Source organism: Pedobacter sp., from assembly GCF_035566355.1.
GTDB lineage: Bacteria > Bacteroidota > Bacteroidia > Sphingobacteriales > Sphingobacteriaceae > Pedobacter.
This window is the reverse complement of sequence record NZ_DATMRL010000064.1, coordinates 1-16,379: the sequence shown is the minus strand read 5'-3', so window position 1 is coordinate 16,379 and position 16,379 is coordinate 1. Positions and strand designations below refer to the sequence as shown.

10 protein-coding genes and 1 pseudogene are annotated in these 16,379 nt (G+C 42.5%); 8 read left to right on the top strand and 3 right to left on the bottom strand.

What is annotated here, in order from left to right; genetic code table 11:
* A partial coding sequence (locus tag VNZ46_RS02435; protein WP_325558477.1) for a GH36 C-terminal domain-containing protein occupies nt 1-411 on the top strand: 411 nt, incomplete at its 5' end.
* Nucleotides 412-416: 5 nt separating this feature from the next.
* Here VNZ46_RS02435 and VNZ46_RS02430 read toward each other — a convergent pair.
* Nucleotides 417-1,037, bottom strand: coding sequence for a hypothetical protein (locus tag VNZ46_RS02430; RefSeq protein ID WP_325558476.1), 621 nt, complete (start codon nt 1,035-1,037; stop codon nt 417-419).
* 729 nt (nt 1,038-1,766) lie between these two features.
* Here VNZ46_RS02430 and VNZ46_RS02425 point away from each other — a divergent pair.
* From VNZ46_RS02425 to VNZ46_RS02395, 7 genes are all read left to right on the top strand, one after another.
* Nucleotides 1,767-2,372 carry an RNA polymerase sigma-70 factor gene (locus tag VNZ46_RS02425; protein WP_325558475.1) on the top strand — a complete coding sequence of 202 codons (606 nt, stop codon included), beginning with the start codon at nt 1,767-1,769 and terminating at the stop codon, nt 2,370-2,372.
* An 83-nt stretch (nt 2,373-2,455) separates the two neighbouring features.
* Complete coding sequence (locus VNZ46_RS02420; protein WP_325558474.1) at nt 2,456-3,667, top strand: FecR family protein; 1,212 nt, start codon at nt 2,456-2,458, stop codon at nt 3,665-3,667.
* A gap of 150 nt (nt 3,668-3,817) precedes the next feature.
* On the top strand, nt 3,818-7,444 hold the full coding sequence (locus tag VNZ46_RS02415; RefSeq protein WP_325558473.1) for a SusC/RagA family TonB-linked outer membrane protein: 3,627 nt from the start codon (nt 3,818-3,820) through the stop codon (nt 7,442-7,444).
* 11 nt (nt 7,445-7,455) lie between these two features.
* The gene (locus VNZ46_RS02410; RefSeq protein WP_325558472.1) at nt 7,456-8,910 is read left to right on the top strand and encodes a RagB/SusD family nutrient uptake outer membrane protein; all 1,455 of its coding nucleotides are present in this window, start codon (nt 7,456-7,458) and stop codon (nt 8,908-8,910) included.
* Between the two features lie 16 nt (nt 8,911-8,926).
* Nucleotides 8,927-10,243 carry a putative zinc-binding metallopeptidase gene (locus VNZ46_RS02405; RefSeq protein ID WP_325558471.1) on the top strand — a complete coding sequence of 439 codons (1,317 nt, stop codon included), beginning with the start codon at nt 8,927-8,929 and terminating at the stop codon, nt 10,241-10,243.
* A 23-nt stretch (nt 10,244-10,266) separates the two neighbouring features.
* Complete coding sequence (locus tag VNZ46_RS02400) at nt 10,267-11,592, top strand: DUF4302 domain-containing protein (RefSeq protein WP_325558470.1); 1,326 nt, start codon at nt 10,267-10,269, stop codon at nt 11,590-11,592.
* 490 nt (nt 11,593-12,082) lie between these two features.
* Nucleotides 12,083-13,555 (top strand): L,D-transpeptidase family protein, encoded by a 1,473-nt coding sequence (locus VNZ46_RS02395; RefSeq protein ID WP_325558469.1) that lies wholly within the window; start codon nt 12,083-12,085, stop codon nt 13,553-13,555.
* Nucleotides 13,556-13,590: 35 nt separating this feature from the next.
* Here the strand turns inward: VNZ46_RS02395 and dctA are convergent, their stop codons facing one another.
* Nucleotides 13,591-14,847 carry a C4-dicarboxylate transporter DctA gene (gene dctA, locus VNZ46_RS02390; protein ID WP_325558468.1) on the bottom strand — a complete coding sequence of 419 codons (1,257 nt, stop codon included), beginning with the start codon at nt 14,845-14,847 and terminating at the stop codon, nt 13,591-13,593.
* A 104-nt stretch (nt 14,848-14,951) separates the two neighbouring features.
* Nucleotides 14,952-16,379, bottom strand: a pseudogene (locus VNZ46_RS02385) (LmbE family protein); the annotation flags it as partial.

Here is a 16,379-nt window from a genome sequence, read left to right as displayed (position 1 = left end):
ATCGTGGTGAGTAAACTTTCGGAGAATGATCTGAAATTTTGCAAAGACGCGATACAGGTATATAATGGTTTGAAACCGACCATTTGGCAGGGCAATCAATACAGGCTGGCTAATCCCCGGGAAGGCAGTGTTGCTTCGATGCTATATCTGTCGGATGACCTCTCTAAGGGGGTTGTTTTTAATTACCTGGTGAGCAGCAGGTATGATGAAGGAAGTAAATTGCCTGTACGCCTGAAAGGTTTGGATCCCGCAAGGAAGTACAGACTTAAAGAGGTTAACCTATATCCGGGCGCGTCTTCTGCTCTGTCAGGTGAGCAGGTTTATTCTGGTGATTTTTTAATGAAAGTTGGATTTAACCCGCTGCTTGATCTGAACAGGACAAGTGTCGTTGTGCAAATAGAAGCTTTGTAAGAAAATTAGATGGCTGATTGCTGGTGCAGCGCTTTTATGGCCATCTTTCTTCCCTTATAAATCATATAAATCCCATAAGCAATGGTAGCAAGGGCTAGTCCTGTACCTACCATTGCTAATATATTCCCCTGAGAGAAGGTCTGATGAAGGCTGAAATAAATGGCAGAAATAGCAATTATACAACTCCAGGTGGCCAGAAAATAGTCTATTTTTCTTCTAAATACCCATGCCAGGGGATAAAAATGCAAACCCACCACCAGTGCCATAAGTGGGATAGAAAGTTCCGGATGATGCATATATATGGCAATGTTGATCGCAATTGGAATGCTGATGCCTTCGAGTCCAAAAATGATAGCAAACCATTTTCCTGATCTTTTTTTCTCCTGATTTTGCTGTTCGGAAGAAGATAATGGCAATGCTGAAGAGAGGCGAAACAATTTGATGCTATTGACTATAAAGACAAGGACGATGATGATGCAGAAGTACAGGAACAAGTGCCGGTCCTGACCTTGATAACCACCATTTGCAATCGAACTCCAAATCATCGTGAATACAGACATAAGGAGCAGGCCTGCTCCAACGGCACGCAGGGCTTCTCTGGGAATGTTATTTTCTTGAGTGGTCATAGTTGAATTTAAAGATACAGTATAAAAATATAAAGAGGTGAATTTTTGAAAAATTTAGCTTGTTGATTCGGGGCTAACGATATCAGGAGGGCTGAAAAAGCCCTCAGATCTCTGAGGCCGCCTCACCAACAAGCTAAATTTTTTGAGCAAATTGCAGAGGAGGGAGGAGACCGGACAGGGTGAGGGTTTTGAATCAGGGTATAGGCTTTGATTACTATTCCAACTTTTCAGGATTTGGAACCTTTGTTAATTTTTTAATCTTCCTCTTTTTTATTATCTGCTTGGTTTATGTCTGGTGGATAGCTGATAGGATAGTGGGTATTGGTAAATAAAAACTAAACAAATATTATATATAGAATAAATAGGGATAAAACAGGAATTTTATCCCTGTTCTGTCCCTGTTTAATCCCTGTTTAGTCCCTGTTTGATCCCTGTTTATATTAAGCCAATCAGTAATTTGAACCAAGCCTGAACCGGACCCGAATGTATGCAGGTTTAAGATAAGCTTAAGCAGCCTTCGAACTTATCCTTCTTTTCTTACAAAGCCATTTTCATAAGATAGATCTATAATTTATTTCCTTATATCTTGGAAATTATTTCAACAAAAATTTGTTTTTTTTAAAATATTACTAAATTGCGATACCAAACCAAACAATTCATTGCTATTTCCATAAGAAATCTTGAATTAAAGAACTATTATTCCTAAACAAACTAAATTAAAGCATAAATATGGCAACCCATGGGGTAGTTTATGATTTGATCAATGAAAAGCTATTGCTCCATAAGATTTCTATGGGTGATGAAGCTGCTTTTAAAGAGGTATTTGATACCTATAAAGGCAGGGTATTCACATTTGTGGAAAATTTTATCCATTCCAGAGCAGATGCCGAAGAGATTGTTCAGGAAACCTTTCTAAGCCTGTGGCAGCAGCGGAACAGTCTGACCAGCGTGGAACATCCGAGAAACTATATTTATACCCTGGTGAGAAACAAAACGATGCGTTACATCGGCAATGCCATAAGAGATGAAAAAATGCAGCGGATCATTCTGGCAAATATGCAGTCTGAAAGCAATTCTACCCAAGAGGATATTGAGTTTCGTGAAAGTAAGAAACGAATAGATGAGGCCATCGCCAGGCTACCCGAACAGAAGCAGAAGATTTTCCGGATGTGCAGGGAGGAAGGGCTGAGCCACGAGTATATTGCTGCAGAAACCGGACTTTCGCGTAGCAGAGTGAAAAATATTATGGTTGAAGTTTTAAGATATGTTCGTCTGTTTTTAGCCCGGGAAGGCCATTTAATGGTGCTTTTTGTCCTTCTGAAAAAAATATTTTAAAAAAAAGTCAATTTAGGGCGGTCCTTTAAGTGCTTTCATGTAACTATAGGATAGTACTGCACAAACAGCAGCGATTTGTCCTGATGGAGAGAACAACAGAAAGGTTTGAATACCTTCTAGAAAAATATATAAACAAAGAAGTAAGCCAGGAGGAACTAAAGGAGTTTTTTAATTACCTGGAACTGGATGAATATAACCGTCGTTTAGAGGCGGAAATGGAGCAGCGGTATAAAACCGTTGTGCCAGGGGCAGGTGTGCATACGGTAAACTGGGATGAAATGTTTACAGGAATTGTCTCTGCACCGGAAGAAAGGAAGATCCGGCCCCTATGGAAAAAAGTACTGAAAATAGCGGCGGTATGGACAGTCATTGCAGGTACAGGACTGCTGATTTGGAAAGAACGTGCTGAGCGTTTGAAAATGACATCAAAGGCAGTCGTTTTACACCACAGCGATAAAGAACCTGGTAGCAATAAAGCGGTACTTAAACTGGGCAATGGTAAAGAGATCATTCTTGATGCCAGTAATGATGGGCTGCTGGCCAGTCAGGGTGGAACCAAAATTAAGAAAACAGCAGATGGTATGCTGATGTATGATGCAGCCTCCTCGAATGCAGATGATGTTGCAGGTAAGTCTTATATAAATACATTAAGCACCCCTTCCGGGGGTCAGTACAAGATCATTCTTCCAGACAACAGCCAGGTTTGGCTGAATTCCAGTTCATCGATATCCTTTCCTGCGGTATTTACCGGAGCTGAAAGAAATGTGACCTTAACGGGGGAGGCCTATTTTGAGGTTTCAAAGGATAAGAATCATCCTTTTAAAGTTAAAGCCGGGAAAGCGGAAGTTACGGTTTTGGGCACGCACTTTAACATCATGTCTTATGCAGATGAACCCAGATCTGAAGTTTCTTTAGCAGAAGGCTCTGTACGTGTAAGTCTGGAAAGAAATTCTCAGCTGCTGGTTCCGGGCCAGCAGGCTGTGTTTAGTGGAAGTTCAGATCATATCAGCCTGAAAAATATTGATCCGGAGGAAGTTGCAGATTGGAAGAACGGTTATTTTCAGTTTGATAATACACCCATTGAACAGGTCATGCGCCAAATAAAGAGGTGGTACAATATAGAGGTCGTTTACCAGGATGTAAAGCCCGGGCTGTACATTACAGGGATGATCTCCAGGACAAAGAAATTATCCAAGATCCTGGAAATGCTGAAAGAAACCAGCGGTCTGGAATTTGAAGTTGAAGCGAAACAAATTACTGTTAAAACAGGAAAGGAGATGATTATGAAGAAATAATTACTAAAATTCTACAGGTTAACCTACAAAAATTAACCTTTCCGGATTGCGTCCCGGAAAGGTCAAAAAATCCTGCTTGGCGGCAGGGTTGAAGGGTTACCCTATTCATTGTGTCAATCAACCAATACTTAAACCCTACAAATCAAATATATGAATGATTATTCACATTCAATAAGGAGCGCTATTGCTCCTTATAAAATTGCCATACTGGTTATGAAACTCACAGGAATATTAATCCTGGTCCTTTCCCTGCAGGCATCAGCAACCACTTTTGCCCAACGGGTAACGCTCTCTAAGGACCACGTCAGTTTGAAGGAACTATTCAAAGAAATAAGGAAACAAACTGGTTACGATTTTATCTACGGTAATGAAGTACTGGAACGCACCGGACCCATCACCGTACAGGTAAAAGACAAAGAAGTAGGAGAGGTGCTTAAATCTATTTTTGAGCCCAGAAATTTAACTTTTACCATTAAAGACAAAGACATTCTGGTTAAAGCAGTACATGTAGCTGCTGCACCAGACCGGATTGTTACCGGGAAAGTGGTGTCGGCTAATGATGGTATTGGCTTACCAGGTGTTTCAGTAAGGATTAAAGGCGGTACACTGGCCACCTCTACCAATGAAATGGGCGACTTTTCTATCCGGGTAAAGGATGGAGATGTCTTGGTGGTAAGCATGCTGGGTTTTAAAACTCAGGAGATTCCTGTTGCCGGAAAAAACGCTTTTAATATTCAAATGCATGAGGATACCAATGCCCTTACTGAGGTGGTGGTTACCGGTTTCCAGAACATTGAAAAAAAACTGTTTACCGGTGCTGCAACATCTATTAAAGGTGCAGACATCAAACAAGACGGAGTGATCGATGTGAGCCGTATGCTGGAAGGTAAAGTGGCAGGGGTGTCGGTACAAAATGTTTCCGGAACCTTTGGAGCGGCACCTAAAATACGTGTCCGTGGCGCAACTTCCATTTCAGGTGAGAACAAACCGCTTTGGGTAGTGGACGGAGTGGTGCTGGAAGATATTGTAAACATTTCCAATGACCAGCTTTCTAGTGGTGATGCGACGACATTACTTGGTTCTTCGGTTGCAGGCATCAATGCAGATGATATTGAAAGCTTCAATATCCTGAAAGATGCGTCTGCAACGGCTTTGTATGGGGCGAGAGCGATGAATGGTGTGGTGGTGATCACCACCAAAAAAGGTAAAGCCGGAAATACGACGATCAATTACAGCGGGAACTTTTCGAGCTTTTTGAAACCAAGTTACAATACTTATAATATTATGAATTCAGCAGATCAGATGTCTGTGTATGCTGAAGTTTATCGTAAAGGAGGTTTGTCACCTAATATTGTAAATGGTATGAACGGTGGTGTATTTGCTAAAATGTACCAGCAGATCAATACTTTTGATGCGACTTCCGGACAGTTTGGTGTAGAGAATACGCCGGAAGGAAGATCTGCATTTCTAAAGCAATATGCGAAAGCAAACACCGATTGGTTTGATGTGCTTTTCCGCAATTCTTTTGTACAGGAACACTCCCTGAGCATTTCCTCCGGATCTGAGAAATCGCAGCACTATTTCTCTATGGGTTATTATAATGATAACGGCTGGACCATTGCAGACAAGGCCAAACGTTATACCATGAACCTGCGTGGAAATTATACCCTTTCACCAAAATTGAATATTGGTATCCTGGCCACAGGTGCTTTCCGTCAGCAGAGGGCACCGGGAACATTGGGCCGCACCAGCAATGTTGTTGAAGGTAAATATACCCGTGATTTCGACATCAATCCATTTAGTTATGCGCTAAACACCAGTCGCACTTTAAGACCATATGATGAAAATGGAAACCTGGAGTACTTTACCCGTAATTATGCGCCTTTTAACATTATAAAAGAGCTAGATAACAATTATATCGATCTGGATATGATTGATATGAAATTACAGGGGGAACTGAACTATAAATTCCTGAAAGATTTTGAATTCAGATCTGTTGGTGCCATGCGTTATGTAAAGACCACACGCGAGCATAAGATTACGGAATATTCCAACATGGCTGCAGCTTACCGCTATATGCCAAACTCGACCATTGCCAATGCGAATATTTTCCTGTATGATGATCCCGATCATCCGGAGATCATTGACAAAGAAACGGTATTGCCACAGGGTGGTTTTTACAACAGAAATGATGATTATCTGTTGAATTTCAACGTTAGAAACCAGGTCAACTGGAGACATGATTATGGTAAGCATGCCCTGAGCGCATTTATTGGCCAGGAGATCAAATATGCAAACCGTCAAAACAGCTTCAGCAATGGTTATGGCTATCAATATGATAAGGGAGGTAAACCCTTCATTGATTACCGCATTATAAAAATGCAACTGGAAGGTAATTACAATTATTATGGAATGGATCAGTTCTATGACAGATATGCAGCCTTCTTTGCAAACGGAAGTTATTCTTACGACTCAAAATACATCATTAACGGTACCTACCGGTATGATGGAAGTAACCGTTTGGGCGAAACCAGCAAAGCGAGATGGTTGCCAACCTGGACCATAAGTGGTGCCTGGAATGTGGACGAAGAAGAATTCATTAAGAAACTTCCAACCATCAGCTTTTTAAAATTAAGGTTAGGTTATGGATTAACCGCAAGTATGGGAAGCGCCACCAATTCATCGGTGGTACTGACCAACAGTACAACCCTGAGACCGCGGTTGTCTGAAGTGGAGCCGAGGATCGAACTGGATGGTTTGGAAAATTCTGAACTGACCTGGGAGAAACAATATGAAACAAATATAGGTGTGGACCTGGGACTATTTCAAAGTCGTTTAAATTTCTCTTTTGATTTTTACAGAAGAAACGGCTTTGACCTGATCGGAAGTTTCCGGACTTCAGGTATTGGAGGGGAGTTTACCAAATATGCCAACTATGCGGATATGAAGTCCAGAGGGGTAGAGATTACACTTGGTGGGATGCCTGTTAAAACAAAAGATTTCAGCTGGTCGACAAATTTTACTTTTGGATACTCTAAAAACCGGATTTCGAACTTAAAGAGCAAGCCGCGTATCTACGATTTAATTGTACCGGAAGGCGGTCCTAAAGAAGGTGGAGCGGTAAGAGGCTTGTATTCTATCGACTTCCAAAAACTGAATGGTGTTGGTGTACCTACTTTTATAGACGATTATGGACAGCTCAATACCAGTGTATATGTTCAGAGTACCACAACCGATTACCTGAAATATGAAGGCCCGGTAGATCCTCCGGTAACCGGTGGCTGGACCAATACATTTAGATATAAAGATTTTTATTTTAACTTTTTTGTTTCTTATCAAACCGGTAACAAGATCAGGTTAAACAATGTTTTCTCTACCAGTTATGACGACAGCAAAGCGATGCCAAGAGAATTTCTGGACAGGTGGACTTTACCTGGAGATGAAAACATGACCAATGTACCTGCAATTGCAGATTATCTGATGATCAAGTCTTTGTCTGGTAAATATCCGTTTACGGCTTATAACTATTCTTCAGACAGGGTTGCTGATGGTTCATTTGTACGCCTTAAGCAGGTAGCTGTGGGTTACGATCTGTCTAAGAAATTTGCAAAGACGATCGGGGTAAACTCCCTGTCTTTAAAACTGCAGGGCAACAACATCTGGCTGATCTATGCGGATAAAAAATTAAAAGGCCAGGATCCGGAGTTCTTTGGTTCCGGTGGTGTGGCATTGCCTATCCCGCAACAGTTTACATTGTCTTTAAAAGTTGGAATTTAAAAGTGTTTGAAATGAAAAAATATACTGCATATTTATTGATCTCTATAGCATCCCTGGGTACAGGATGTAAAAAGTATCTGGAGCAGGCTCCCGATCAGCGGACCAAATTAAATACCCCCGAAAAAGTGTCGGAGTTGCTGGTAACGGCTTATCCTAGCGGAAGCTATATTATGCTGGCTGAGGCCATGTCTGATAACCCTTCTTTTAACAGTACAACCGGGTATGACAAACCTGAAAACAGGGATGCTTATTTCTGGAAAGACGTAGAGGGAACCGGACAAGATACCCCGAACAATTACTGGAATGACTGTTACGCTGCCATTGCAGCTGCAAACCAGGCCCTTGATGCCATTGCTAAAGCAAGCGATCCACAGAATTACAGTGCTCAAAAAGGAGAAGCTCTGGTTGCCCGTGCTTATGCGCATTTCATGCTGGTTACTTTTTTCTCTAAATGCTATGATCCGGCAACTGCAGCAACTGATCCGGGGATACCGTATGTTACCACGCCAGAGAGCATTGTTCTTAAAAACTATGAAAGAAAAACGGTGACTTATGTATATGAACAGATTGAGAAGGACCTGCTGGCGGGTATTCCATTACTAAAGGATGAGCAATACAGGGTTCCTGCATATCATTTTACCCATAAGGCAGCTTATGCTTTTGCCAGCCGCTTTTATCTGTTTAAAAAAGACATGGCCAAGGTTGTTCAATATGCAGGCCTGGCTTTTCCTGCAAATAACTTTGCGGCTAACGTTCGCCCATGGCTGGCTTTTGGTTCTCCAACAGGCGGTTCCACTGAAATTGCACAGAATATGTCTAGTGCAGCCAATCCGGGGAATCTGTTGCTTTGTGAAACATCTTCATGGGCGGCCAGGAATTATGCAAGAACTATTTATTCATTGAGCCAAAACCGTTTAAACAGTATTCTTGCTCCGGTTGGTTTAAGCCTGAATGCCTATAAGACTTATTCTTATTCTTCTACATTCTATTTTGTACCAAAACTGTATGAACATTTTGTACGTACGAGTATCAATGCAAGTACAGGAGTGGGTTATCTGATGCAGTCTTTGCTGACCACTGAAGAGGTGCTTTTGAACAGGGCTGAGGCTTATATTATGCAGGGAAAGTATGCGGAGGCACTTACAGATATGAACACGTTGATCAGTACCAGAATGACGAATTATGTAGCTGCAAGCAGCAATTTAACAGAGACAAAGATCACCACGTATTACGCGGCCAAAACAGAAGATGTTAAACAAGCTTACCTGTATGCTCTTCTGGATTTGAAACGGGCCGAATTTGTGGAGGAAGGGATGCGCTGGATGGATATCCTCAGACTAAAAATGACTGTTACACATCTTGATGCCAATGGTAACGCAATGGAACTGGGTGCCGACGATAAGCGCAAGCTTTGGCAGTTGCCTTCAGAAGTTACACTTGCCGGTCTGGCACAAAATCCACGTTAATTTTAGAACCAAGAACATGAAAAGACAATATATTTTAATCATACTCTTTTTTGTTGCCTCCTTCCTGGGCTGTAAAAAGAACGAAAATCTAGACCGGAATATCGTTGGTTTGGGTGGCGATACCTGGGAGCAAACAGCACTGGACCAGTGGTTGTATAATAATTTTACCAAGCCTTATAACATTAGTGTAAAATACAGGTGGGATGGTACGGAATACGACAATTCCAAAACCTTGACGCCACCTAAATTCGAAAAGGTACAGCCTTTAATGGAGGTGGTTAAATCCTGCTGGATTGATGCTTATACGGCTGAAACCGGGCAGGATTTTATAAAGCGGTTTGCACCTAAGCAATACGTACTGGTGGGCAGTTTACAATACAACTCCGGTGGTACAGTTACCTTAGGAGAAGCAGAAGGTGGTGTTAAGGTCACTTTATTTAATGTCAATAATTTTGATAAAACAGACCGGTCCGTTGCAAAGAGAGTATTGAAAACGATACACCACGAATTTACACATATCCTGAACCAGACCGTTACCTATCAGAAGGAGTTTGCAATGGTGACTCCGGCCGGATATACGGCAGATTGGAACAACAGTTCTGCTTTTGCAGCAAATGGTTTCATCAGCCAGTATGCCCAGGCTGCTCCTGGTGAGGATTATGCCGAGATGGTTTCTATCATGCTGACCGAAGGAAAGCAAGGATATGAGGCGATTTTAAAGGCCAATACATCTGCTACAGCAGTGGCTGCTATCCGCGCTAAAGAACAATTGGTGGTGAGCTATTTTAAACAGACCTGGGGCATTGATATTTATGCGCTGCAAAGCCGTGTACAAATTGCGCTGAACGAGACTGCACCGCTTTCGCCATTAACTTATCTTGGTTTTGGAAAGAACAATACGGCTTTAACCGTTAATCCGGATAATTTACCAGGTTTATCTGCTGACTTTAAAGAGGTGTTTGCTGCTGCAAAAACAGGTCTGGCACTGGTTGGAAATGCAGGACGTATCCTGGATAATTTCAATATTCTTTATCCTGCTGCAAACCAGATGGTATTGAGGTTAAATTATCGCAACTCGGCAGGAAGCCCCTTGGTGGCCAATTTCACTTACAATGTAACTTCTGATGCCAGTGGTAATATTTCTCTTGCGCTAGCGAGTACCGACGGTAATGCTGGAGTGATTGCTTCAGGTGTAAACAGTTTGACAAATTATCTGACACAGAATAAATTTACCTATAAGTGGTTTTACAGTTCGAACTATGCATCAGAATATATCGGTCTTTTTAAAACAGCTGATCCGACATCTTTCTTCTTTGGTGTTCCTGGTAATTAATTCATTTTAAAAAATATATTCAAATGAAAAAAATAATATATGTTCTGCTGGTTGTAGTTGCTTTTATAACCAGTTGCAAAAAAGATCAGGACCCGATCTTTGATGATCCTGATACCAGGCTGGCAAAGGCCCTGGATGCAGATAAGAGTCAGATTACCTCGGCAACCAATGGCTGGAAAGCGATGATTTACCCTAAAGGAGGGAAAGGTTTCTCTTTTTACTTTCTGTTTGGTGCTGATGGAAAAGTTAAAATGCTGTCTGATTTTAATGCAAGCACGGCGACAACCTTGCAGGAAAGTACTTACCGTTTGAAGGCGTTGCAACGCCCTACACTGATCTTTGACACTTACAATTATATCCATTTGGCTGCAGATCCCGATGCTTCGGTAAGCGGTGGTGCTTCTGCATCTGGTTTGTCTTCTGATTTTGAATTTGCCTTTGCTTCTGTAGCGGGCGATAGCATCAAAATGGAAGGTACGTTTAACAGTAATAAAATGGTGATGATCAAACTGGGTGCTGAAGAGTCAAAAGCCCTGTTGGAGGGTGGACTTAAAACGATGACTCAGGCGAATACAGCTTACTTACAGCTCAATAAAAACCCTTATTTGTTGTTTTCGGATGGGACTAAAGGGGCCGTTTTGATTGATCCGGTTGCGAAAACAGTGAAGTTAAATTACCTGGACAGTAAAGAAGTCAGTCAGCTTCAAACGGTAAATTTTGCTTATGGCATCAATAAAATTACCCTCAGCGCCTATTTGAAATATGGGAATTTTAGTTTTAATGAGCTGTTATATGATCCGGCAGGCAAAATCTATTATGCGATGTCTGGTACTACCCGTATTGATTTACAGAATTCCGTAACGCCTATTATTCCACTAAGGACCTTGTTTATGCCGGCTGGGAAGGATTATTCACAAATGGAGTACAATCCGAATACTGTAGCTGCGAACTTGTCTTCAGATTTTAATGCGAAATATAGTGCGGCCAAAACTGGTTTAGCGGCTGTGGGGAATGCGGGCAGAACACTGGATGCTGTCAGGGTAATCATCAACCTGGATAATACGATGAGTTTGAGGTTCTATTACCACAATACATCGAATTCAAATTTCCAGGCCAATATGACCTATAGCTATTCAAGAGATGCAAGTGGAACGTTTTCTTTTGTATATCTGGCTTCGGATGGTAATGCGGGTGTTGTTGGTGGTGGTTTGACGTCGTTAAAAGATTACTTCAGTAACAATACATTTAAAGTGGATTGGGTTTCTAATCCTGGTGGAGGGGCTTCTTATGGCGGTTTTTATACGACTGCGAATCCGGCTTCCTTCTTTTACGGTACTTTAATTAAGTAGATTAATTTTAGTGTGAATAGGGAAAGGGGTATCCGTGGATTCGGATATCCCTTTTTTTTACATGATGCTTTTGGAGGTGAATTTTTTGGAAAATTCTGTACAGCTGCTTCAAGACTAACGATATCAGGTCCGCTGAAGAAGCGGACAGATCTCTGAGGTCTTTCCGCAGCGTACGAGAATTTTCCGTAGCAAATTGCAGAGGAGGGAGGTGACCGTGCAGGGAGCAGAGTAGAGAAGAGGGTAGAGAGCAGAGTAGAGAGTAGAGAAGAGAGCAGAGAATAAAGTAGAGGGCAAAGAATAGAGAGCAGAGAATAGAGTTGAGTGCAGGGAGCAGAGGTTAAGGCAGGGAGTAGAGGTTTAAGAGCAGGGGGTTGAGAGTAGGACGCAGAGGCTAGGGTGCAGAACGTTGGGAGTAGATTTCTTTTTTTATAGTTTGTTTTGAAACTATTTGTGGGTCAGTGTGTTTGTTTGATAAGTTCAGCTGTTTATTATGAAGTCAAGGGAACATATGCTAACCATGCTTTCCGTAAAGGGTGTTTTGTTTGTGGTGTTTTTTTGTCTTGTCTTTCAATGGTCTTGTACGGTAAAACGGCCCCTGGTTAAAGCAGGATCCGAGGTTAGAGCTGATGTGGTGCCTGTGCCTGCTGCCCAGTTGAACAAAAGGGACGTTGATTTTCAGTCTGAATTTAGTAAGGTATTTAAACATAATGTTGATGATCTGGTTTATCCGGAGCTGATCCGTCGTTTTTATGAGAGGGAAAATTATCAACCTGTATTGATTTCCAGGTTCCTTTCTGATCATTCTATTGAAGGCTTTCTAGGGTATTTGTCGCAGGCGGGTAGGCATGGGCTAAATCCGGAATTGTTTGGTTTAACGGCTATCCAAAAACAGTACGATCAGTATTTGGAACAGGGAGCTGTATCTGGTAAAGAGGGCTACAGGAACAGTATGGAACTGGAATTATCGGTAGCAAGTGCCTTGATTAAGTACAGTTCGGTATTGCAATATGGTCTGGCTGATCCTGCAAAGATTTGTCCTCATTACAGTACGCTGACCTTAAGGCCGGATAGTGCAGCTATTTCTCATATATTGCAAGTACAGTCTCTGAGGAAATACCTGGATAGTATACAACCTAAGAACCGGCAGTACCTGGCTCTGCAGAGGGCTTTAAATGCGGAAGCCCGAACAGCCATGAAAAGCAAGGAGGAAGTTTGCATGGCACTTGTGGTTAACCTGGAACGGTTGAGATGGAAGAACCAGCCTTCCGGGCAAACTTTGGTTCGGGTGAACATAGCCGCTTTTAATCTTGATGTTTTAAATCAGGGTAAATCGATCCTGCAGATGAAGGTTTGTGTAGGGGAGAAAGGCGAGAAGGAAACCCCACAGCTGAATAGTATGATTTATTCGGTGCAGGTTAATCCGGTATGGAATATTCCGCAAAGTATCGCCAGAAATGAGACGACTAAAAATGCGGCTGAGGACCGCTATTACCTGGCCAATAACAATATTAATGTATATAAGAAAGGTAAACTGATCGGAGACCCGGAGTCGATTGACTGGAGTATGGCAGACCCGGATGAATATTCTTTTAAACAGCAACCAGGAGAACAGAATGCCCTGGGTCGGATTAAATTCCTCTTTAAAAATGAAAGCAGTGTTTATCTGCATGATACACCGCTGCAATCTCCTTTTAAAAAGGAGATGCGGGCCATTAGTCATGGCTGCGTACGGGTTGAAAAACCGCTGGAGCTTGTGTTGGCACTGTTTGGACAGAATGATAAATACGAACAGATCAAACGGGCCATGAGCAGCGGCTATCCTAAAGCTAAATTTATCGGGCTACCTAAGCCAGTTCCAATCTGGATTACCTATTTTACGGCATGGGCAGATCAGAGTGGTTTGATTCATTTGTATAAAGATGTCTATCAACTGGATCCTCTGGTGTACAGGACTTTGCTGTAATCTATAATTGTGACCTATGTTTTTCCGGAGCGCTTTTATTCGATGTCTTCGGTAGTGGAAGGGGTTAAGATTTGTTGATACTTTTGTTCATCAAATTCATTCTCGCTTTTGGCAATCACTATGGTTGCAATACCATTACCGATGAGATTGGTGATGGAACGGGCTTCTGACATAAAACGGTCTACGCCTAAAAGGATGGCTACATTCTCAACGGGCATGATCTTTAAAGAAACCAATGTTGTGCTTAATACAATAAACCCACTTCCTGTAACTCCTGCAGCTCCTTTGGAAGTGACCATTAATATACCCATGGCGGTGAGCTGCTGCCAGATACTGAGTTCAATATTGAATACCTGAGTAAGAAAGATCAGGGCCGCAGACAGGTAAATGGAAGTGCCATCCAGGTTGAAAGAATAACCGGTAGGAATGACCAGGCCAACTACGGATTTGGAACAGCCGAACTTTTCCATCTTTTGCATCATGCTTGGCAATGCTGATTCAGAGGAAGAGGTACCCAGGACCACCAGAATCTCCTGACGTATGTATTTGAGATAAGCCCATAAACTGAATTTATAACGATAACAGACCAGGTTGAGGATGACAAAAATGAACAGAATACAGGTGAGGTAGACGGTAAGCATGATTTTGGCCATAGGGAGCAGGGTATGGAGGCCATAATTACCCACGGTAAAGGCCATTCCACCAAAGGCTCCGATGGGTGCCAGTTTCATCACGAACTTCATCATGTTGAAGAGTACCTGTGAGATTTTTTCAAATCCATGCAGTACTGAAGCGCCGGACTCGCCCATTTTACTCATGCCGAAACCAAAGAGAATGGCAAAAAACAAGATTTGCAGGATTTCTCCCTTGGCAAAGGATTCGACAATATTGTGCGGAACGATATGGGTAACAAACTCCAGCCAGTTGATGTTGTCTGTGGCCAGTGGTGCGGCATCTTTGATCTTTTCATGTACCGGGGTAACACCTGCTCCAGGTTTCAGGACGTTAGCAACCAGTAGCCCAATAAAAAGAGCAAGGGTGGTCATGATTTCAAAATACAGCAACGCTTTGCCGCCTACACGGCCAACTTTTTTCATGTCGCCCATCCTCGCAATACCCAATACAATTGTAAAGAAAATGATGGGTGCAATCAGCATGCTGATCATATTGATGAACGTTTTGCTGATGGTACGGGCCGCAGGCGCAAAAGATGGAAAGCAGGCACCGGCTATGATGCCTAAAAGGATGGCGAAGATGACTTGAAAGGTAAGGTTGCTGAAGATTTTTTTCATTGTTTGCGCTGGTTAATCGCTATTTGGTTTAAAACAACAGCACCAGGAAGACTGGTGCTGTTGTTGAGGGCTGAATTTAAGATAATTTTTTAGAAGAAGGATAATTATTTTCCCAGGGAGATCATATTACTGAATAAGCGGTAGGCTCCGGGAACCCCGGCCGGCAGTTCTCTGAACATAGAAAGACCAGTATAAACAAAATTTCCTTTTCCGTATTTGGCCACCAGCAGACTTCCATCCAGAGGCTTTTCTCCAGGATCGTTGGCCGAAAGTACAGCTTCATATTCTTTGCTCCATTGGCTGGGGAAATAGAGGCCCCTTTCCTGCACCCAACCTTCAAAATCCCTGGAAGTGATTTTGTTTGGCGTATTGAGGACAGCATGATCTGGCAGCAGGAACCTCACTTCTGCACCTTCTACGGTAACACGGTCTGTAGAAAGTTTTAGTGGATAGGGTCCGGGATTGGTTTTTACATCACTGTAAGTGTTGTATTGCACAATCAGATTGCCTCCGTTTTTTACGTATTCCATCAGTTTTCCATGATAGAAACCTATCCTGTCGAGGGTATTATAAGCTCTTACACCGGTAATTACCGCATCAAATCTGGCCAGGTTTTCAGTATTGATGTCGGCATCTTTGAGCAACGTTACCTCATAGCCTATTTGCTGAAGGCTGCGTGGAACTTCATCGCCTGCCCCCATCAGATAGCCTATTTTTGAACCTTTCTTGATCAGGTCCAGTTTGACCACTTTGGCCGTTGCACCGGGGAAAAGGACTTGTACCGGGATGTGGTTGTAATTGATCACATTGATGCCCTTGCTGTAGTCTTTTCCGTCGAGGTTTACAATGGCCTGTATTTCGGCTTCACTGGCATTTGCGGGTGGATAGAGGTTAAAGTTTGCCGTTTGTTCGGCCTGGTCAGTATCGATCTGGAAAGGAATGGATGCGGGTTCCGAACGCCAGCCTTGTGGGAGTTTTAAAGCTACGTTTCCTTTTATATTGGCTTTACCGGCTTTGATAAAAATAGTGATTTGTTTAGGCTCCTGTCCGCTGAACATGTAGACATTTTCGGCAATATTGGCAAATACAGGAGGAGTAACGGAGAGGGGTTGGTAAAGTTCTCCATTGACCGGATCGTTATGTTTGTAAAGAACGGGTAGGGTGTAGGAAAAGGTTTGACTGCCGATGCCAAAGGTCAAACTGACCTTTGCTTCCGGATTGTTTTCAGGAAGGCCTACATCTTTTTGGTTGTTGATGAAGAACAGACTCAGGGAGTCTTTTTGCTTTAACCAATAGGGCTGTGAAAAATCGGTATTTAATGGGACGGTTACACTGGCTTTGAATTTTTTACCTTGTGAATTTTCCAGAGAAGCATTCAGACTGGAATCTGATTCGCGAAAGGGAAAGGAAATCTTACGGAGCTGAACCGGTACCTTGGACCTGTTGATCACTTCAACCTGCACCTGCAGGTGAGCGCCGGGTGTTACGGAATAGGTGTTGGCAGTCGCTTCCATATAGAGGCCCAGACTTTC